This window comes from Pseudonocardia sp. Ae717_Ps2, assembly GCF_001932475.1.
Taxonomy (GTDB): Bacteria; Actinomycetota; Actinomycetes; order Mycobacteriales; family Pseudonocardiaceae; genus Pseudonocardia.
Genome location: NZ_MCIS01000001.1, coordinates 570,987 through 589,921 on the forward strand (window position 1 = coordinate 570,987; position 18,935 = coordinate 589,921).

At 74.5% G+C, this 18,935-nt stretch carries 20 protein-coding genes; 11 read left to right on the forward strand and 9 right to left on the reverse strand.

The window, feature by feature from the left end; translation table 11 throughout:
• The first annotated feature begins 84 nt into the window (after nucleotides 1-84).
• Nucleotides 85-645 carry a TetR/AcrR family transcriptional regulator gene (locus Ae717Ps2_RS02870; RefSeq protein ID WP_075308223.1) on the forward strand — a complete coding sequence of 187 codons (561 nt, stop codon included), beginning with the start codon at nucleotides 85-87 and terminating at the stop codon, nucleotides 643-645.
• A gap of 7 nt (nucleotides 646-652) precedes the next feature.
• On the opposite strand, the gene Ae717Ps2_RS02875 is transcribed toward Ae717Ps2_RS02870, so the two are convergent.
• On the reverse strand, nucleotides 653-1,486 hold the full coding sequence (locus tag Ae717Ps2_RS02875) for a MarR family transcriptional regulator (RefSeq protein WP_233147425.1): 834 nt from the start codon (nucleotides 1,484-1,486) through the stop codon (nucleotides 653-655).
• A gap of 37 nt (nucleotides 1,487-1,523) precedes the next feature.
• A complete protein-coding gene (locus tag Ae717Ps2_RS02880) occupies nucleotides 1,524-2,075 on the reverse strand; it encodes a GNAT family N-acetyltransferase (protein WP_075308222.1) in 552 nt (183 codons plus the stop codon).
• Nucleotides 2,076-2,768: 693 nt separating this feature from the next.
• On the opposite strand from Ae717Ps2_RS02880, the gene Ae717Ps2_RS02885 reads away from it, so the two are divergent.
• Nucleotides 2,769-3,398: a hypothetical protein gene (locus Ae717Ps2_RS02885; protein WP_075332997.1), complete on the forward strand. Its 630-nt coding sequence runs from the start codon at nucleotides 2,769-2,771 to the stop codon at nucleotides 3,396-3,398.
• Nucleotides 3,399-3,486: 88 nt separating this feature from the next.
• On the opposite strand, the gene Ae717Ps2_RS02890 is transcribed toward Ae717Ps2_RS02885, so the two are convergent.
• Together Ae717Ps2_RS02890 and Ae717Ps2_RS37210 are read right to left on the reverse strand one after the other, a co-directional pair.
• Nucleotides 3,487-4,044, reverse strand: a complete 558-nt coding sequence (locus tag Ae717Ps2_RS02890) for a TetR/AcrR family transcriptional regulator (RefSeq protein ID WP_075312352.1) — start codon at nucleotides 4,042-4,044, stop codon at nucleotides 3,487-3,489.
• A 70-nt stretch (nucleotides 4,045-4,114) separates the two neighbouring features.
• Entirely contained in the window at nucleotides 4,115-4,270 is a 156-nt protein-coding gene (locus Ae717Ps2_RS37210; protein WP_158071451.1) for a hypothetical protein, read from the reverse strand.
• A gap of 140 nt (nucleotides 4,271-4,410) precedes the next feature.
• Here Ae717Ps2_RS37210 and Ae717Ps2_RS02895 point away from each other — a divergent pair, with 140 nt between their 5' ends.
• The 3 genes from Ae717Ps2_RS02895 to Ae717Ps2_RS02905 are packed head-to-tail and all read left to right on the forward strand — an operon-like array spanning nucleotide 4,411 to nucleotide 5,851.
• On the forward strand, nucleotides 4,411-4,902 hold the full coding sequence (locus tag Ae717Ps2_RS02895; protein WP_075308220.1) for a GNAT family N-acetyltransferase: 492 nt from the start codon (nucleotides 4,411-4,413) through the stop codon (nucleotides 4,900-4,902).
• Nucleotides 4,896-5,384: a GNAT family N-acetyltransferase gene (locus tag Ae717Ps2_RS02900; protein ID WP_075308219.1), complete on the forward strand. Its 489-nt coding sequence runs from the start codon at nucleotides 4,896-4,898 to the stop codon at nucleotides 5,382-5,384. Before Ae717Ps2_RS02895 ends, Ae717Ps2_RS02900 begins: the two co-directional genes overlap by 7 nt.
• A gap of 47 nt (nucleotides 5,385-5,431) precedes the next feature.
• Nucleotides 5,432-5,851 carry a hypothetical protein gene (locus Ae717Ps2_RS02905; RefSeq protein WP_020622671.1) on the forward strand — a complete coding sequence of 140 codons (420 nt, stop codon included), beginning with the start codon at nucleotides 5,432-5,434 and terminating at the stop codon, nucleotides 5,849-5,851.
• Between the two features lie 11 nt (nucleotides 5,852-5,862).
• Here Ae717Ps2_RS02905 and Ae717Ps2_RS02910 read toward each other — a convergent pair whose 3' ends face one another.
• Entirely contained in the window at nucleotides 5,863-6,933 is a 1,071-nt protein-coding gene (locus tag Ae717Ps2_RS02910) for a 3-deoxy-7-phosphoheptulonate synthase (RefSeq protein ID WP_075308218.1), read from the reverse strand.
• A 200-nt stretch (nucleotides 6,934-7,133) separates the two neighbouring features.
• On the opposite strand from Ae717Ps2_RS02910, the gene Ae717Ps2_RS02915 reads away from it, so the two are divergent.
• A complete protein-coding gene (locus Ae717Ps2_RS02915; protein WP_075308217.1) occupies nucleotides 7,134-7,931 on the forward strand; it encodes a carbon-nitrogen hydrolase family protein in 798 nt (265 codons plus the stop codon).
• 112 nt (nucleotides 7,932-8,043) lie between these two features.
• Here Ae717Ps2_RS02915 and Ae717Ps2_RS02920 read toward each other — a convergent pair whose 3' ends face one another.
• The 3 genes from Ae717Ps2_RS02920 to Ae717Ps2_RS02930 all read right to left on the reverse strand — a co-directional run bounded on the left by Ae717Ps2_RS02920 (nucleotide 8,044) and on the right by Ae717Ps2_RS02930 (nucleotide 10,436).
• Complete coding sequence (locus tag Ae717Ps2_RS02920; protein WP_060713209.1) at nucleotides 8,044-8,343, reverse strand: 4a-hydroxytetrahydrobiopterin dehydratase; 300 nt, start codon at nucleotides 8,341-8,343, stop codon at nucleotides 8,044-8,046.
• A gap of 66 nt (nucleotides 8,344-8,409) precedes the next feature.
• Complete coding sequence (locus tag Ae717Ps2_RS02925; protein WP_075332998.1) at nucleotides 8,410-9,444, reverse strand: ABC transporter permease; 1,035 nt, start codon at nucleotides 9,442-9,444, stop codon at nucleotides 8,410-8,412.
• Entirely contained in the window at nucleotides 9,441-10,436 is a 996-nt protein-coding gene (locus tag Ae717Ps2_RS02930; protein ID WP_075308215.1) for an ABC transporter ATP-binding protein, read from the reverse strand. Before Ae717Ps2_RS02930 ends, Ae717Ps2_RS02925 begins: the two co-directional genes overlap by 4 nt.
• 128 nt (nucleotides 10,437-10,564) lie before the next feature.
• Here Ae717Ps2_RS02930 and Ae717Ps2_RS40200 point away from each other — a divergent pair, with 128 nt between their 5' ends.
• Nucleotides 10,565-11,392: an NUDIX domain-containing protein gene (locus Ae717Ps2_RS40200; protein WP_349289825.1), complete on the forward strand. Its 828-nt coding sequence runs from the start codon at nucleotides 10,565-10,567 to the stop codon at nucleotides 11,390-11,392.
• Nucleotides 11,393-11,471: 79 nt separating this feature from the next.
• Nucleotides 11,472-12,467 carry a type IV toxin-antitoxin system AbiEi family antitoxin domain-containing protein gene (locus tag Ae717Ps2_RS02940; protein WP_075308214.1) on the forward strand — a complete coding sequence of 332 codons (996 nt, stop codon included), beginning with the start codon at nucleotides 11,472-11,474 and terminating at the stop codon, nucleotides 12,465-12,467.
• A gap of 255 nt (nucleotides 12,468-12,722) precedes the next feature.
• On the opposite strand, the gene Ae717Ps2_RS38065 is transcribed toward Ae717Ps2_RS02940, so the two are convergent.
• Nucleotides 12,723-12,872, reverse strand: coding sequence for a hypothetical protein (locus Ae717Ps2_RS38065; RefSeq protein WP_020626377.1), 150 nt, complete (start codon nucleotides 12,870-12,872; stop codon nucleotides 12,723-12,725).
• A 109-nt stretch (nucleotides 12,873-12,981) separates the two neighbouring features.
• Here Ae717Ps2_RS38065 and typA point away from each other — a divergent pair, with 109 nt between their 5' ends.
• From typA to Ae717Ps2_RS02955, 3 genes are all read left to right on the forward strand, one after another.
• A complete protein-coding gene (gene typA, locus Ae717Ps2_RS02945) occupies nucleotides 12,982-14,892 on the forward strand; it encodes a translational GTPase TypA (protein ID WP_075312348.1) in 1,911 nt (636 codons plus the stop codon).
• A 152-nt stretch (nucleotides 14,893-15,044) separates the two neighbouring features.
• Nucleotides 15,045-16,892, forward strand: coding sequence for an ABC transporter family substrate-binding protein (locus Ae717Ps2_RS02950; protein WP_075332999.1), 1,848 nt, complete (start codon nucleotides 15,045-15,047; stop codon nucleotides 16,890-16,892).
• A 319-nt stretch (nucleotides 16,893-17,211) separates the two neighbouring features.
• Nucleotides 17,212-18,915, forward strand: coding sequence for an ABC transporter substrate-binding protein (locus tag Ae717Ps2_RS02955; protein WP_075333000.1), 1,704 nt, complete (start codon nucleotides 17,212-17,214; stop codon nucleotides 18,913-18,915).
• Nucleotides 18,916-18,935: the final 20 nt, after the last annotated feature.

Below are 18,935 nucleotides of genomic sequence, written 5' to 3' on the forward strand. Positions count from 1 at the left end.
CTCCTCGGTGGGTCGAGAACCATCGTTCTCGATGCGTTCCGGTAACGTAGGGAACGACCGTTCTCGATGTCAAGGAGGTCATCGGTGCCTGCGGCCATCACCGAGGAACAGGCCCGTCTCGACCGGGACGGCCTGCTGGAGGCGGCGGAGCTGCTGTTCTACGAGCGCGGCATCCGGGCCGTCGGGATGGACCAGGTCAGGTCGGCGTCGGGGCTCCCGCTCAAGCGGATCTACCGGGACTTCGCCACCAAGGAGGACCTCGTCGTCGCGGTGCTCCGTCGGCGCGACGAGCGGTGGCGCGCCGACCTGGCGGCGTACGTGACCCGGGTCGAGGACCCGCGGCAGCGGCTCCTCGCCGCCTTCGACTGGCTGGGGGAGTGGTTCGCCCGGCCGGGGTTCCGCGGCTGCGCCTGGATCAACGCCTACGGCGAGCTCGGCAGTACCTCGGAGCCGGTGCTGCGAGAGGTGCGCAGGCACAAGGAGCTGTTCCACCGGGAACTCGGGGAGTGGGCGTCGGCGGCCGGGGTGGACCCCGTCGAGCCGGTCTGCCTGCTCGCGGAGGGGGCGATGGTGACCGCGGCGATCGGCGGGAGCCCGGAGCCGGCGCGGCAGGCGCGGGCGGCGGTGGCGGCACTGCTGCCCTGACCGACGGTCACTGCGACCAGGCCGCCGTCATCACCGTGGACAGCGGCTCCAGCTCCGCGACCAGCTCGTCGAGCTCCGCGTCGGACAGGACCGCGTACGGCGGTGCGGCGAGCTCGTCGGTCAGCGCCTCCACGCGTGCCTTGACCTCCCGGCCCGGGTCGGTGAGCCACCCGTCGTCGTCGATCAGGCCGCGTCGCCGCAGCCCGGCCATGACCTCGGCCAGCCGGGCCGCCGGCAGGTGGTGCACGCGCCCGAACGTCTCCGGCGGGTGGATGCCCATGTCCAGCGCGGACAGCAGATGGGCCTCGGTGCCCCCGACCCGCTCGGCGAGCAGGGCGGTCACGTGCCCGTCGCCGCGGTGCTCGCGCAGCGTCGTCGCGGACTGCCACAACCGGGTCAGCGGGTCGGCGGGGACCTCCAGGGCGCGCATCCCGGCGTACATCACCCGGCCCTCGACGGGCGCGCCCGTCGAGGCGGTGGTGAGCAGGTCGGCCGCGCGGGCCACGCCGGGGGAGCCGGACATCTCGGCGCCGAGGATCCGGCGCAGCGCCGCGACGCTTCCCCGGCGCCACGCGGCGAAGGACTCCTCCGGCGGGGCCGTCGCCCAGGCGCTCGGGATGTGCCGGGCGGCCTCGCCGTCGGCGAAGCTGTAGAACGCCGCGTGCACGACCTCGGCCGGGACCCGGCCCAGCGGCGCGGCGCGGCTCGCGAAGTAGCCGTCCCAGTAGGTGCGGTGGCCGAGCGCGACCAGCTCCTCGTTCGGCTCGTCGGCGAGGTAGGTGGCCAGGCAGATCGGCTCGAGCAGCTCGAACATGCGGCGGGCGGTGTGTGCTGCGGACATGACCGGTACGACCGGGCGGGCGTCGGGAACTGAGCGGTCACCCGGGCCCGGGTGGTGAGCACCGGCCGCCGGTGCGGTCGCCCGCGGCGAGGACCGCCCTGCCCGCGTCGCTGCGCGGCCGCCCGGCAGCCCGGCCCCACCGGGCGTGCACGGCGTCGCCCTCGACGGTCACGCCCGCCCCGAGCCCGCGCAGCACCGCGACCGCCGCGCCGTTGTCCGCGGTGGTCTCCGCGACGACCGGTCCGTCGGCGCGTTCCACGAGCATCCGCAGCACGGTGGCACCGACGCCGCGGCCCCGCCACGGCCGGGCCAGCCAGATCCCGGCCTCCTCCCCGCCGTCGACCGGTTCCAGCCGCGCCGCCCCGGCCACCTCCCCGTCGACGACGACCGCCCAGGTCCGTTCGACCGGCCTCGGCGCCGCGACCGACCGCTCCCGGTGGAACGCGACGAACGCCGCGCGCCGCCGCACCGTCCACCCCGGCGGACCGGGCACCGGCGGCATCACCTCGAGCGGGTCCGCCCCGGCGGCCGCCGTGTCACACAACGCCGCCAGCAGGGGCTCGTCGAGGCGCCGCAGTCCGATGTGCACCCGCCCAGGATCGCGGTCGTCCGTCCCGCGCGACACCGGGTTTCCGGCCCGTGACGGCCGGGCGCGGCCGGTCCCCGCCGACCACGACCGTGGCTCCGGCAGCGACGTCGGCTCCCGGAGGACCCGTCCGGGTGTGGATCCACCCCGACAGCGTTACTCCGGACGGACCACGTCGTTGACCATCCTGAGGGCGCTGGCCGCCGCGCGACAGTCTGGTGCGAAGCGCTGTCCAGTCCCGTTCCGGGCCGCCGTTCGGCGATCGATACACACCCGGCAGCCGTTCCCCGCGCGACGAACGGTCGAGTCGCGTCCCGCCGTCCGGCCCATTCCCGCAGGTGGATGCGGTTATCGCGAGGTGTCCACCCGGCGCGGGCGGTGACTCCGGGGGCTAGAGACGCGCGTTCGCCCTCCCCGTTGCGCATCTGTGATTCATGCCACTTCCGAGACGCTTTCCGTAACGATCGGCGAGCTGCTGATTCTGCACGGAGAGTAGCTAAACGACACCTGGTGGATAGCACTCTGTGTAGCTGGTCAGCGGCGAGCGGTCGGTTCGGGCGCAGCGAAACGGACATAACGCTGCCCGAACGAGGGGGTTCTCTCGCTTGAGTGATCAGCCTCCGTACGTTCTGCGGCACCGGTCAGTGACGGAGTGTCAGTACGACGGCCGGATCACATCGCCACAGAAGGAGTGCCATGAACGCCCCCGAGACGACTCCCGCCCGCCGCAACGCCCGGCGGATCGCCGCCGCCGGCGCCCTGTCCGTCCCGCTGGTCCTGGGCTCGGCCGGAATGGCCTTCGCCGGTGACTACGGCGACGGCGGCAAGCACCACGACAAGGGTCGTGACTGCGCGCCGTCCTCGGCGTACCAGAAGGGCGGTCTGCTCGGCCTCGACGCCGCGGTCGACCCGCAGCTGAACGTCGGCGGCATCCTGAACCAGGGTGCGGTCTCCCAGCAGACCACCAAGCTCGACCGGTCCAACTCCGGCATCGTGCAGAGCGGCTGCGGCGCGGGCGACGCCGTGCAGGTCGACGACCTGGTCGGGCTGGGTCTGGACGTCAGCCCGTCGGCCAACATCGGCGGCATCCTGAACTCCGGCCCGGTGGAGCAGTCGACCACCACCGTCGACGACTCCAACAGCGGGATCCTGCAGTCCGGCGGCAAGCACGGCGGTGGCGGGCACGCCTCGCAGCGCGGCGGCCTGATCGACATCGCGGCCACTGTCAACCCGTCGATCAACATCGGCGGCCTGCTGTCCGGCGGTCCGGTGTCGCAGTCGACCACCACGGTCGACCAGAGCAACTCCGGCATCGTGCAGGGCTGAGCGCCGCGGAACACCCGTGAGGCGCGTACCGCCCGGGCCGCTTGACCCGGCCCGGGCGGTACGGCCGACCGGTTCCTCCGAGCGGAGCTCAGAAGTCCCGGCGGACCAGCATCCGCCACGCCCACCCGGCGGCGACCTCGGGTGGGGGCAGCGGATCGCGTTCCAGCCAGCTCGCCGCGACGCCGAGCAGCGTCCAGGTCAGGGCGGCGGCGAACACGTCCAGCGGCATGCCGAACGCGTCCTCGGAGACTCCGAGCCCCACCGTCGTGTCGGCGACGACCGACTGCATCCGCCGGCGCATCCCGGCCGCCGCGTCCGGCGCCGCGGCACCGCCGAGCGCCTGCCGGTACAACGGCGCGTGCTCCGCGAGGTGGTGGAACCAGCGCAGCAGCGCCGCCGGCGGCTCGGGCCCGATGTCGTCGATCGACAGGTCCGACAGATCCGCCCCGGCGTCCGCCGCCCGGTTGGCGAGCGCGTCGGCCAGCAACATCTCCTTGTCGGTGTAGTGCTGGTAGAAGCTGCTGCGGTTCACCGACGCGTGCTCCGCGACGTCCGCGATCGTGATCGACTCGAGGGAACGCTCCCTGGCCAGCGCGAGCAGCGCGTCCTGGAGACGCCGTCGCGTGCGCACCGCCCGGGGATCCACGCTCACCATTCTGCCGAACGGGTGACACCCGGTTGCGGCGACCCGGCATCGCGTCGCCCGCCGGGCGGGATCAGGGACATCCGGCCGCGGTCCAGGCTGCGGAACAGTCCGTGCCGGCGGAGGCGGGCCCGGCGACCACGGTCCCGAACAGGGTGACCACGAGGACGGCCCCGGCCAGCAGCAGGCGGGGCCCGGCGGGACGGGTACGGCGGTGCGGCGCGCTCATGCCGGTCCTCTCGCCGGACAGCGGGTCGATGTTGCGCCGTGCGGACCAGGCTCATCAGGATCGACGATCGCCGGACGGGCGGCGGGAGCGCCCCGGGGCGCTGCTAGGTTCGGCGCCTCCGTCCGTCCGGGAGGCCATGCGTGATCACCGTCCGGGAGCTGGGCCCCCACGACTGGGAGACCTGGCGCGACCTGCGCCTCGCCGCCCTGGCCGAGGCCCCCGACGCGTTCCACAGCCGGCTCACCGACTGGCTCGGCGCGGGCGAGCAGGAATGGCGCGACCGGCTGGCCGCGCCCGGTCGGTACCTGGTGGTCGAGGTCGGCGGCCGACCCGCCGGGCAGGTCGTGGCCGTCCCGCCGGACGACGACGGCGTCGCCGACCTCATCGCCCTGTGGGTCGCCCCGCACGCGCGCGGGGGCGATGCCGCGACCGCGCTCGTCGACGCGGTCCTCGACCGCGCCGCCGGGTGGGGCGCGCGGACGCTGGCGCTGCACGTGGTGGTCGGCAACGACCGCGCCGCGGCGTTCTACCGCCGGCTCGGGTTCGTCGACCGGGGCGTCGTCGAGCGCCCCGACGGCATCAGCGAGACCCGGATGGACCGGCCCGTCGGCCGTCCGGTCCCGCGGTGCTGACCGTCCGGGCCGCGGCGCCCGCCGACGACCCCGAGCTGACCCGGATCGATGCCCTGACCTGGACGGCCGAGGTCAGCCCCGCCCCGCCGCGGCCCGAACCGTTCCTCGACCGGACCCCGGTCGGGGACGTGCTCGTCGCCGACGACGACGGCGCCGTGGTCGGGTACGTGATCGTCGGGCCCGCGCCGCCCGCCGTCCCGGCGCGCGACCACGTCCACTACATCGGGGGGCTGGCGGTGCACCCCGGTCACGCCGGTCGCGGCGTCGGCCGCGCGCTGGTCGCCGCCGCGGTGGCCCGGGCCCGCGACACCGGCGGCCGCAAGGTCACGCTGCGGGTCCTCGGTCCGAACACCCGGGCCCGGGAGCTGTACCGCCGCTGCGGCTTCGTCGAGGAGGGCGTGCTGCGCGCCGAGTTCGTGGTCGACGGGGTCGCCGTCGACGACGTCCTGATGGCCCTGCACCTCGGCCTACCGGACCGCTGAGCTGCGGCGACGCGGAACTGTCGGGGGTCGCTCGTAGCGTCGGAACCATGACCACCGCCCCGCCGTCGCCCCCGGCCTCGCCACCCGTCCCGTCGCGGGTGGTGGCCGCGCTGCGCGCCTCCTGGAGCCACGACACCTGCGACGTCGCGGACGTCAGGGACTGGACGCCGGACCGTCCGTCGCGGGGCCAGTGCGGGGCGACCGCACTGGTCCTGCACGACCTGTTCGGCGGTGACCTGCTGCTCGCCGAGGTGTGGCACGCCGACGGCACGCTGCAGGGCTACCACTGGTGGAACCGGCTGCCCTGCGGCGCCGAGGTGGACCTGACCCGGGACCAGTTCGGCCCGGGCGAGACGGTCCACCCGCCCCGGGTGGTCGTGCGGCCGACAGGCCCGCCGCGGCGTTGCCGCGCGCAGTACGAGCTGCTGCGCCGCCGGGTCCTCGACCGGCTGGACGGCCCGGGGTGAGCGGCCCGGGCTCAGCGGCGGCCGCGGCGCACGGCGTCGGCGAGCGTGCCCAGCAGCTCGTCGGTGGTGGGCCAGGACATGCAGGCGTCGGTCACCGAGCGGCCGCGGATCATGTCCGGGCCCAGCTCCTGGCGTCCCGCTTCCAGGAAGCTCTCCATCATCAGCCCGGTCACGGCGCGCTCGCCGCCCGCGATCCGCTCGGCCAGCTCGGTGACGACGCCGGCCTGCCGCACGTGGTCCTTGCCGCTGTTGCCGTGGCTGGCGTCGACGACGATCCGCTCCGGCAGGCCCGCCGCGCGCAGGGCGTCGGCGGTGGCGGTGACGTCGGAGGCCGAGTAGTTCGGGGTGGCACCGCCGCGGAGGATGACGTGGGTGTCCGGGTTGCCGATGGTGGTGACCAGGCCGGCGAGCCCGTCGGCGTTGACCCCCATGAACACGTGCGACGCCGCGGCCGCCCGCATTCCGTCGATCGCCGCGCGGATGTCGCCGTCGGTGGCGTTCTTGATCCCGACCGGCATCGACAGGCCGCTGACCAGCTGGCGGTGCACCTGGCTCTCCGCGGTGCGGGCACCGATCGAGCCCCAGGTGACCACGTCGGCGATGTACTGCGGGGTGATCGGGTCGAGGAACTCGCAGCCGACCGGCAGCCCGAGCGCGGAGATGTCGAGCAGCAGCGTGCGCGCGGTCCGGAGCCCGCGGTTCACGTCGAAGGTGCCGTCCAGGCCCGGGTCGTTGATCAGGCCCTTCCAGCCGACGGTCGTGCGCGGCTTCTCGAAGTAGGTCCGCATGACCACGCACAGCTCGCCGGACAGCTCCTCGGCACGGGCGGCGAGGCGGTGGGCGTAGTCCAGGGCGGCCTCGGGGTCGTGCACCGAGCACGGCCCGACGACGACGAGCAGCCGGTCGTCGTCGCCGTCGAGGATGTCGGTGACCGCGGCGCGGCCGCGGGTGACGGTCTCGGCGACCCGGGGATCGCAGGGCAGGTCGTGGCGCAGCAGCGCGGGCGAGATCAGCGGGCTGATCCGCTCGATACGGCGGTCGTCGGTCGGGGCGACCTGCAGAGGGGTGGTGCTCGCACTCATCGGAGACGGTGGTCCTTACCCGGCGGACCGCCTCGGATCACCTCGACCGAGCCGGTCTGGAATGCCGGCTCGAGGGGATGGAGGTCAGCGCGCTACGGCACCTGCCAGCCCATCCCAGGCCGGCCGGCGAAACCAGTAGTACGCGTTCAGCACGCCCCGACCGTACCCCACGCGCGGGACCGGCGTGGTACGACCGGCACATGCGGATCGCCCTGGCCCAGATCGTGTCCACCCCGGATCCCGAGGAGAACCTCGCGGAGGTGGAGCGCAACACCCTCGCCGCCGCCGACGCCGGCGCGCAGCTGGTGCTGTTCCCCGAGGCCACCATGTGTTGTTTCGGGGTCCGGCTCGGCCCGGTGGCGCAGCCGCTGGACGGACCGTGGGCGACCCGGGTCCGCGAGCTCGCCGCGGCGGCCGGGACCACCGTCGTCGCGGGGATGTTCACCCCGTCCGGGGACGGCCGGGTCCGCAACACGCTGCTCGCCACCGGCGGCGGTGTCGACACCCACTATGACAAGATCCACATGTTCGACGCGTTCGGCTTCGCCGAGTCCGACACCGTCGAGCCCGGGAACGATCCGGTCGTGGTCGGGGTGGGCGGGGACGATCCGGTCACGGTCGGCCTGTCCACCTGCTACGACGTGCGTTTCCCCGGGCTGTACCAGCGCCTCGCCGACGACGGCGCCACCGTGCTGCTGGTCCCCGCCTCCTGGGGCACTGGCCCGGGCAAGCGTGAGCAGTGGGAGCTGCTCGTGCGGGCCCGTGCGGTGGACACCGGCTCGTTCGTCGTGGCGTGCGATCAGGCCGATCCGACCACGGTCGGCCGCGAACACGGCAAGGCCCCGACCGGGATCGGGTACAGCCTGGTCGCCGGCCCGCGCGGCGAGGTCGTCGACGCGCTCGGCGCCGAGCCCGGGCTGCTCGTGGTCGACGTGGACCCGGCGGAGGCCGCGACCGTCCGCGAGCAGATCCCGGTGTTGGCCAACCGGCGGTTCTGAGCCGCGCCCGGCCGCGTCCGGTGGCTCGGCGGTCGGGCGCCGCGTCGGGGTGCTGCGCCGGGGGGCCTCGCGGTGGGGGAGCGGTGCGTGGCCCGGCCCGGCCGTGGGTGGTTCAGCCGCCGGCGGTGCTGAGACGGTCGGAGATCTGCGCGGCGAGGTCGACGTCCTTCGCGGTCAGTCCGCCCTCGGAGTGCGTCGACAGCCGGAAGGTCAGCGTGGCGTAGCGGATGTCGATGTCGGGGTGGTGGTCGGCGGCCTCGGCGTCCTCGGCGACCCGGTCCACCACCGCGATCGCGGACTCGAAGTCGGGCAGGGTGGCGGTGCGGACGATCGAGTCGCCGTCGCGGTCCCAACCGGGCAGCTTCTGCAGGGCGTCGGCGATCTCGGCGTCGGTCAGCGTCGGGGTGGGCATCGGCCCATCGTGGCGCAGACGGTGCACCCCGTCGCGATGGAGGGTGTCCGGATCGTCCCGGAGCGCTCAGCCGTCGCGGCGGGTCAGGGCGAACACCACGACCCCCGCCCCGGCGACGGCGAAGCCGGCCGCCCGCGCCGTGGTCGCCCACAGCGCCGACGGGTCGGCGGGCACCGCGAGGATCCCGGCCAGGACCTCGTGCCAGTGTCCGGACGGCAGGACCGGCGCGACCGGCTCCCACAGCACGGTCGCCAGCGGAGCGACGGTCAGCGCGGCCAGACCGGTCGCGACGACCCCGGCGGGCCGCCGGACCAGCGCCGACATCGCCAGCAGGAGCATCCCGAGCCCGCACAGCTGCGCGGCGGCCCAGCCGGTGAGCACCACCGCGCGGAGCAGGGTGTCGCCCACCCCGAACGGGCCCGCGCCCAGGGCGAGCCCGCCGCAGACCAGGGCGGAGACGACCGTCGTCGTCGCGGCGAGCAGCGAGGTCACCGCGACCGCGGCGGCCTTGAGCCCGAGCAGCCGTCCCGGGCCGACGGGGGAGAGCCGCAGGGCGTCGAGGGTGCCGCGGGCCCGCTCCGCAGCGAACGCGTCGGCCGCCACGAGCACGACGGGCATCCCGAGCGCGAACGCCGCGGGCTCGGACAGCGCGACCGTCAGGGTCCCGAGCGCGAAGGACAGCCGGCCGTCGTCGGTGGCCAGCGCGATCGTCGCCAGCAGTGGGACGAGCGCCGCCGACGCGAGGACGACCGCCGTGCGCGGACGGAGCAGGGCGAGCTCCAGCTCCGAGCGGAGCAGCCGGCCGAAGGGGGCCGCGGTGGGGCGGCGCGCCGGGCGACCGGTCCTCGGCCCGGAGCGTGGGCGGGGGGAGCCGGCGGACCGCGGCCGTGCCGGTGCCTGCGAGTAGGCCGCCCCGTGGGGGATGACTGCCCTGGCTCCGGTCGTCGCCGGGGAGCCGCCGGTCCGGTCGCGCGGCGCGGGAGCGACCGCCGGGTCGCCCGGGACGGCGCCGGGGGAGCCGTGGGGTGCGGCGGCCCAGTCGTCGCCCGGGCGGGGGTCCGGGGCGCCCCAGGTGTGCTCGGGGCGCACGATCGCGCTCACCGCCCCGCCCCGGACCCGGCGCCCGTCGAGGCCGGTTCCTCGGTGAGCCGGGCGAAGAACTCCTCCAGCCGGGCCGCGGGCCGCGTCACCCCGTGCACGGCGACACCCGCGTGCACCAGCGTCGCGACGACGTCCGGCGTGGCGGGCCCGGCCGGCACGAACACCCGGTCCCGGGTTCCCTGCTCGGCGTCGATGCCCCGGGCCAGCAGGGCCGCGACGGCGCGCTCGCCGTCCGGCGTCGTCACCACCAGCGCCGACGGGCCCGAGTCGACCAGCTCGTCGAGCGGGCCCGCGCACAGCAGCCGCCCGGCCCGGAGCACCGCGACGTGGCTGCAGGTCGCCTCGATCTCCCCGAGCAGGTGCGAGCTGACGATCACCGTCGCGCCCGCGGCGTTCATCTCCGCGATCAGCCGGCGCACCTCCCGGGTGCCGGCCGGGTCGAGCCCGTCGGTCGGCTCGTCGAGGACGACGAGGCGCCGCCGGGTCAGCAGCGGCACGGCCAGCCCGAGGCGGCGGCGCATCCCGGAGGAGTACTCGCCGGCGCGGCGGTCGGCCGCCTCGGCGAGCCCGACCCGGCGCAGCACGGCGTCGACGGCGGCCGGGATCCGCGCCGAGTCCAGCAGCGGTTCGGCGGCCGCGGCCCGCAGCAGGTTCTGCCGACCGGTGCGGTGCGGGTGCAGCGCAGGCGCGTCGACCAGGGCGCCGACGTGCGGCAACACCTCCGACGCGCGGTGCGGCAGTCGCCGTCCGAGCAGCTCGACCTCGCCGTCGCTGGGGGCGAGGAGCCCGAGCAGCATCCGCATCAGCGTCGTCTTGCCCGCGCCGTTGGGGCCGAGCAGCCCGAGGACCGCGCCCATCGGCACATCCAGGTCCACCCCGTCGACCGCGCGCACCGCGCCGAAACCGCGGGACAGACCGATCGCGCGCACCGCCGGTGGGCGCGGCGCCGGGGGCGGCTCGGGAGGGTCGAGGGGAGCGGACGTCGGGTACACGGCACCCAGCGTGACCGCGCGGCGGCGCGAGCGGGCCGTTTTCGCCGAGTTCGGCCACTCCGGCCGGGTGCGGGGCCGGCGATCGGCCGCCCCGGGCGGCTGCGGGACCGGCTGCGAGGATCGACGGCGTGCCGGTGCTGAGCCTGGACCATCACGTGGACGGACCGCCCCGACTCGTCGCGGGGGTGCTGCGCGAGTCGGCCCCGTCGGCCCGCGCGGTCGCGCGGGTGGGAGCCCGGTTCACCGCGCCGTCGGCGCTGCTCGTGGCCGGGGACGAGGTCCGGGTCGCGCTGCCCGGCGGGTTCCTCGCCTGCCGGACACGGATCACCCGCGCCGGCGCCGGTGGGGTGTGGTCGGAGCTGGCGGCGGGTCCCGCCGCGGTGCTGCGGCACTCGACCCGGGTCGTGGCCGCCGCCGGGGGTGGCAGCCATGTCCGCGACGAGCTCACCTGGCAGCCGCCCCTCGGTGTGCTCGGCCGGATCTCCGACCCGGTGCTGCGCCGGTTCGGTGCGCGCCTGCTCCGGGCCCGCCGCGAGGTGCTCGCCGAGCGGGTCGCGGAGCTGGGCCGGGCCGGGGTGGTCGTCGGGGCGGCGATCGTCCGGGACGGCAGGCTGCTCGTCGCCCAGCGTTCCTACCCGGCCGAACTGGCCGGCCGCTGGGAGCTGCCCGGCGGTGGCGTCGAGGACGGCGAGAGCGGGCCCCGGGCCCTGGTCAGGGAGTGCGCCGAGGAGCTGGGTGCGCGGGTGGTGGTCGGGGAGCGGCTGGGCACCGACCTGCCGCTCGGGCGACGTGTGCTGCAGATCCACACCGCCCGGCTGGAGCCCGGCTCCCCGGAGCCGGAGGCCCGCGAGCACCGGGCGCTCCGCTGGGTGGGGCGCCGCGAGGTGGCGACCCTGGGCTGGCTCGACGCCGACCGGGCCGTCGTCGCCGAACTGGTGGAGCTGCTGCGGACCTGATGCGCGGTCCCCGGTGCCGGAACGACGATCACCGCCGGATCCGGTGGAACCGATCCGGGTCGGGCGTCGTCCAAGCCACATGAACCGGAACGCCGCCGCGCCCCTCCCGTCCGTCCTCCCGACCGCTGCGCACCGGGCGGCCCGCCGCTCCCGGGCCGCGCGTGGCGCCGACCCGCTCGCCCGGCTGTTCGCCGCGCAGGACGGCCTGGTCACCCGGGCCCAGGCGCTCGCCCACGGCCTGTCCACCGACCAGGTCGACCGCAGGCTGGCCGCCCGGCGCTGGATCCCCGTGCACCCCCGTGTCTACCGGCACGCCGCCCACCGGCCGAGCGAGCGGTCCCGGGTCCGGGCCGCCGTGCTCTGGGCGGGGGAGGGCGCCGTGCTGACCGGGGCCGCCGCGGCCTGGTGGTGGGGGCTGCTGCCCGGTGCTCCCGCGGTGGTCACGGTCACCGTGCCGCGCCGGCGGGCGCCGCGCTCGCGTGCGGGGGTCCTCGTCCGGCGCCGCGACCTGGACCCGCTCGACGTCACCACCCACGACGGGGTGGTCGTCGCCCGGCCGGCGGCCGCGGTGCTGGACGGTGCGGCCGACCCGGCGGTGCCCGGGGACGCGCTGCTCGACCACGTCCTCGGCACGGGCTCCGTCGGTGTGGCCGAGCTGGTCGAGGCGCACGCGCGCAACCTCGGGGCGCACGGCTCGGGCGTGGTCGGCCGGATGCTGGCCGGGGCGTCGCGCCGGATCGCCGTCCGTGCCCGGCACGGGCTGCGGGCGTTGCTCGCCGCCCGGGGGGTGCGGGCCTGGCGCACCGACGTCACCGTGGCCGGGGTCCTGCTCGACCTCGCGTTCCCCGCGGCCCGGCTGGCCGTCGAGGTGCACGACCCGGTCGACGCCGGAACGGGCGCCGACGGCTGCGGCTCCGCGTGGCGCCGGGCCGTGCTGCGCCGGCACGGGTGGCGGACACTCGTCGTCGAACCGGCGGAACTCCGGTGCCCCGAGGATCTCCTGGCGCGCCTCCACGAGGCCGTCACCGGGCATCCGGCCGGCCCCGGCGGTGCCGCGGGGCGGGCCGCGGGGTGAACGACCGGCGAACCCCACCACACACGGGGTCGTCGGGCCGCCCGGACGACTGTGATTCCGGCCATGTCGGGTCCGGGTGACGGACGCGTCGTCACGGCCCACGGGGTGATCACGAAGGCCGGTCCGGGGTCCGGGCGCACGAAGGCCCGGACCTGTCGGACCACGTCGACCGACCTTCCACCGCGTTACCTCACCGGCGGTGCGCACGCAACCCGGACCGCGACGTCGTCGCAGGTCAGCGGGTCATACGTCCGTTCAGTAGATGCGCGCGATCTTGATCGCGCGCGTGAGTGCCTTGCCGCTCAGATCGTCGGCACCCGCCTTGCGCAACCGCAGCGCGACGACCGGACAGCTCTTGCACCGCTTCGGCTTGGACCGGCAGCACTTCTTCTTGACCTTGCCCATGATGAGGTCAGGCTAACCTGCGCCCGGGGCGTGGTGAAGGACTTGCAGCGGATACCGTTGAGGTGTGACCATCCCTCGTTCCGCCTCGGCCCTCGATGCCCGTTCCTCGATCGAGAGCGACGCCGTCCCCGATCGGGCCGGCCGACCCGAGCTGCGCAACGTCGCGATCGTCGCGCACGTCGACCACGGCAAGACCACGCTCGTGGACGCGATGCTCCGCCAGTCCGGCGCCTTCGCCGAGCGCGCCGAGCTCGTCGACCGGGTCATGGACTCCAACGACCTGGAGCGCGAGAAGGGCATCACCATTCTCGCCAAGCACACGGCGGTGAACTGGCACGGCACGACGATCAACGTCGTCGACACCCCCGGCCACGCGGACTTCGGCGGTGAGGTCGAGCGCGGCCTGTCCATGGTCGACGGCGTGGTGCTGCTCGTCGACGCCTCCGAGGGTCCGCTGCCGCAGACCCGGTTCGTGCTCCGCAAGACCCTGACCGCCGGGCTGCCCGTCATGCTCGTGGTCAACAAGACCGACCGTGGCGACGCACGGATCGCCGAGGTCGTCGACGAGTCCCTCGAGCTGCTGCTGGAGCTGGCCGACGAGCTCGAGCTCGACGAGTCGGTCACCTCGCACCTGCTCGACCTCCCGGTCGTCTACGCCTCCGGCCGCGCGGGCAAGGCCTCCCGGATCCGGCCCGCCGACGGCGAGCTCCCGGACTCCGACGACCTCCAGCCGCTCATCGAGACCCTGCTCGACGTCGTCCCACCGCCCGCCGACGACGTCGACGCCCCGCTGCAGGCCCACGTCACCAACCTCGACGCGTCCAGCTTCCTGGGCCGCATCGCGCTCTGCCGCGTCCGCGCCGGTGTGCTGCGCCGCGGCCAGCAGGTCGCGTGGTGCCGCGAGGACGGCACCACGCCGCGCGTCAAGATCACCGAGCTGCTGCGCACCGAGGCGCTGACCCGCGTCCCCGCCGACGAGGCGCGCGCCGGTGACCTGGTCGCCGTCGCGGGCATCGCCGACGTCACCATCGGCGACACCCTCGCCGACCCGGAGAACCCGGTCGCGCTGCCGCGCATCCACGTCGACGAGCCCGCCATCTCGATGACGATCGGCACCAACACCTCGCCGCTGGCCGGCCGGGACCCGCACCCGGGCAAGAAGCTGACCGCCCGCCTGGTCAAGGGCCGGCTCGACGCCGAGCTGGTCGGCAACGTGTCCATCCGCGTCCTGCCGACGGAGCGCCCCGACGCCTGGGAGGTCCAGGGCCGTGGTGAGCTCGCGCTGGCGATCCTGGTCGAGACCATGCGTCGCGAGGGCTTCGAGCTGACCGTCGGCCGCCCGCAGGTGGTCACCAAGACCATCGACGGCAAGCTCCACGAGCCGTTCGAGCAGCTGTCGGTCGACGTGCCCGAGGACAGCCTCGGCGCCGTCACCCAGCTGCTCGCCGCCCGCAAGGGCGAGATGGGCGACATGGTGCACGGCGACGGCCGGGTCCGGATGGAGTTCCGCGTCCCGTCCCGCGGCCTGATCGGCTTCCGCACCGAGTTCCTGACGATCACCCGCGGCGCGGGCATCGCCAGCCACGTCTTCGACGGCTACGGCCCCTGGGTCGGCGAGATCCGCACCCGGAACAAGGGTTCGCTGATCTCGGACCGTTCCGGGCCCGTCACCCCGTACGCGATCGACCAGCTCGCCGACCGCGGCACGCTGTTCGTCGGCCCGACCACCCTGGTCTACGGCGGCATGGTCGTCGGCGAGTACACCCGCAACGAAGACCTCGAGGTCAACATCACGCGGGAGAAGAAGCTGACCAACATCCGCTCGTCGACCTCCGACGTGCTGGTCAAGCTGATCCCGCCGACGATCCTGAGCCTCGAGCAGTCGCTGGAGTTCTGCGCGACGGACGAGTGCGTCGAGATCACCCCGGAGAACGTCCGGATCCGCAAGATCGAGCTGGACCCGAACCTGCGGGCCCGTGCCCGGTCCCGTGCGAAGGCCGCGGCCAACGCCACGAAGTGACCCGCACGGCTCGTGCGCTGCGGTGTTGCGTATCGGTGAGCAGAGCAAAGCCTCGCCGACACCCGGTACCGCTGCGTATCGGTGAGCAGAGCGCAGGCGCCCGCCGGACCCCGTCCGGCGGGCGCCTCCGCCACGGTGGGGATACTGCGGACGTGAGAGCACGTCGATGCTTCCGGGCGCTCCCGGCGCTCCTGCTGGTCGCCCTGCTGGCGCTGACGGGCTGCGCGGCGGACCCGCAGCCGGCACCTCCGCCGGAGACGAACCGCCCGACCGAGCCGGTCACCGCCCCCACCCGGGTGGTGGTCGGTGTCGACGACCTGGGGCCCGGGTTCAACCCGCACCTGCGGTCGGACCAGTCGCCGGTCACCACGGCGATCGCGTCGATGACCCTGCCGTCGGTGTTCCGGCCCGACGACCGGGGTGTGCCGCAGCTCGACACGACCGTCGCCACGTCCGCGACGGTCACGTCGCAGAGCCCGTTCACCGTCAGCTACGAGCTCAACCGCGATGCCGGGTGGTCCACCGGCGCCCCGATCGCCGCCGAGGACTTCGTCTACCTCTGGCAGCAGATGCGCAGCCAGCCCAACACGATCGGCGCCGCGGGCTACCGCGAGATCACCGACGTGCGCTCGCGCGCCGCGGGCAAGGCCGTCGACGTGGTGTTCCGGGAGCCCTATCCGCACTGGCAGGAGCTGTTCGGCGACCTGCTCCCCGCGCACCTGCTCAAGGACGCGCCGGGCGGCTGGACGGCCCCGTTCGCGGGCGGCGTGCCCGCCTCGGGCGGCCCGTTCCGGCTGATGCAGGTCGACCGTCTCCGCGGTGAGGTGCTGCTCGCCCGCAACGATCCCTACTGGGCGACCGCCGCGGTCGTCGACGAGATCATCCTGCGCCGCATCCCGGCGAACACCCTGCCGACGGCGCTGGAGAGCCAGGGCGTCGACCTCGCCCTGCCCGACGCCCGACCGGAGATCACCCAGGCCATCGAGGTCCTGGCCCGGGGCCCGAAGCCCCCGACGGTGCAGCGCGGGCCGCGACCGGCCGTCGAACAGCTGGAGTTCCGCACCGCCGACGGCCCGCTGGCCGATCCCCGGGTCCGCGAGGGCATCGCGGCGCTGCTGGACCGCGACGCGATCCGGGAGCGCGTCAACCCCGACGCCGTGGCCGTGAACGCCTTCGGCGCCGCCCCGTCGGACCCCGGCTACGTGGCGACCGCGCCGGCCGGTGCACCCGGCAGACCCGACGCTGCCGCGGCTGCGGCCGCGTTCACCGAGGCGGGCTACGTCCGTGGTGAGGACGGCCGGTGGACCCTCGGCGGGCGCCCGCTCAGCGTGGTCATCGGTGCCGGGGCCGAGCGGACCGAGGACGTGAACGTCGCCCGCGTCGTGGCTGAGCAGCTCAAAGCCGGCGGGATCGGCGCCACGATCGTCGCCCCGCCGGCACCGGACCTGCTGACCGACCCGAGCGTCGCTCCGACGACGCCGACCCCCACCAGCACGCCCGCCCCGGGCGCGGGCCCGGTCGGCGGTGGCGCCGCACCGGTCACCACGCCCCCGCCCGCGACGACCACCGTTCCGACGACGTCCGGTGCCCCGGGGTCCGGTGCTCCGGTCGCGGTCGACGTGCTCGTCGCACCCCGGGCCGCCTACGGCGCGATCGGGCCGCGACTGGACTCCGACTACGGCTGCCCCGCGGACGCGGTGTCCGGCGAGCTGCCGGGCGTGGCCTGCTTCCCCGCGCTGCAGCCGTTGCTCGACGAGCTGTTGGTCGCCGACAGCCCGGACCCGGCCGTCGTCGCCGAGGCCGAGCGGGTGCTGTGGCGTCAGCTGCCCGCGCTGCCGCTCTACCAGGCGCAGGGTCTGGTCATCAGCAACCAGCAGACCGACGCGGCCACCCGGGTCACCCCCGGCCCGATCGCGACCGGTCCGATGTCGGGTGCCCGGACCTGGGCCGAGCCGGAGGGCTCGGGCGAGCGCCCGACCGGCGAGGACGACCCGAACTGACACCGTCGGGTGCGCCCGTTCGGGCGCACTCCGCTGCTGCATGGTGACGCCGAGTGGTACGTAAGTACCAACTATGTTTCGGCGTGCATCGAGGGCTGTGCGACGCAACGCTCCGTTGTTACTGTCCGGTTCGGCTGCGAGCCCGTCACGTCGTTCAATGGTCACCGTTTCGCCACGATCGGCGTCGGACCTCGCTGCTGGAGGGCCGCGATTCCTAGCGTGCCTCCCTGACGGGCCCCGGCACACATCCGGTGGTCCGTCGCGTCCCGGACGGGTGCGACAACGGCGTGCACCCACGACATCTCGAGAGGCACGGCAGATGAGGGGAAGAAGGGCGGCCGCTTCGGCCATCGCCCTGACCGCGGTCGTGGGGCTGGTCCTCACGGGTTGCAGCCAGCAGAGCAACACGGGAGGCAGCGGCAACACCGCCGCCGGGTTCGAGGAGACCCCTGACCAGCCGGAGGTGCCCGGCAAGCCGGGCGGCACGTTCCGGCTGGCGATCACCGAGCCGACCGCGATCGACCCGTACAACACCCAGGAGTCCGAGGGCACCCTCGTGAACCGGGCGCTGTTCACGGGCCTGATCCGGGTCAAGCCGAACGGTGACGTCTACGACGGCGTGGCCTCGAAGTGGACGCCGAACCAGAACTGCACGCAGTGGGTGTTCGACCTCAAGCCGGACCAGAAGTTCTCCAACGGCGAGGCGCTGAACTCCACCTCGTTCAAGCGGGGCTGGGAGCGCACCGCGGCGAAGGCCTCGGCGTCGGAGGTCTCGTACCACCTGGACGAGGTGCAGGGGTACGACCAGATGCAGGCCGGGACCGCCAACGCGCTGTCCGGCGTGGACGCGACCAACCCGAACCAGCTCAAGGTGACGCTGTCCAAGCCCGACTGCGAGTTCGAGCTGCGGACCTACCACCCGGCGCTGAGCCCGGTCCCCTCGACCGCGGGCGCGGCGGACAACAAGACCTACAACGACCTGCCGATCGGCAACGGCCCGTTCAAGATGGACGGCCCCTGGCAGCACGACCGCGGCATCCGGCTGGTCCGCAACGACACCTACACCGCGGGGACCAAGGCGAACCTCGACGCCGTCGAGATCACCATCGTCCCGTCCGGTGAGGGCGGCGGCGTCACCGCCGAGTACAACGGTTTCCAGAACGGCCAGTTCGACTGGGCGCGCATGCCCACCCCCGTCCTGAACCAGGCCAAGTCGACCTACGAGCCCCAGGGCAAGTGGCTGAACAAGAAGACCAACGGCAACAACTACCTGCTGGTCTCGGTCACCACCAAGCCGCTGAACAGTGCGGATGCACGCAAGGCCGTCTCGATGGCGATCGACCGCAACGCGATCGTGCAGGGTGTGCTGCAGAACTCGACCTCGCCGGCCGACGCGCTGATCCCGCCGAACTTCCCGGACGCCTACACCCCCGGTGTCTGCACCGCGTGCACCTACAACCCGGAAGAGGCGAAGCGGCTCGCGCAGCAGGCCGGTCTCACCCCCGGCACCGAGGTGAAGCTGCAGTACAACACCGGCGCCGGTCACGAGGAGTGGACCGCGGCGGTCAAGCAGCAGCTCGAGCAGAACCTCGGGTTGAAGGTCACCTACACCGGTGTGCCGTTCCGTGACCTGCTCGACAACGAGCAGCAGCCCGAGGCTTCCGGCCTGTGGCGTGCGGCGTGGAGCGCCGACTACCCGACCCCGGGTAACTATCTGTTCCCGCTGCTCGCCACCCAGTCGATCGGTGCCGCCTCGCCGAGCGAGCCGGCCCAGGGCGACAACCGTGGCCGCTACTCCAACCCGGAGTTCGACAAGCTGCTCGCGCAGGCCGCGCAGACCCAGGACGAGGCCGCCCGCAACGACCTCTACAAGCGGGCCGAGAAGATCGCCATCGGCGACGACCTCGCGCTGATCCCGCTCTGGTTCCGCCAGCAGTCCCGCCTGGTCAACACCGAGAAGTTCGGCAACGTGAACATGGACTTCTCCGAGGACCCGACGTTCGACACGATCACCCTCAAGTGACGTCCCGCTGACGCGGCCCG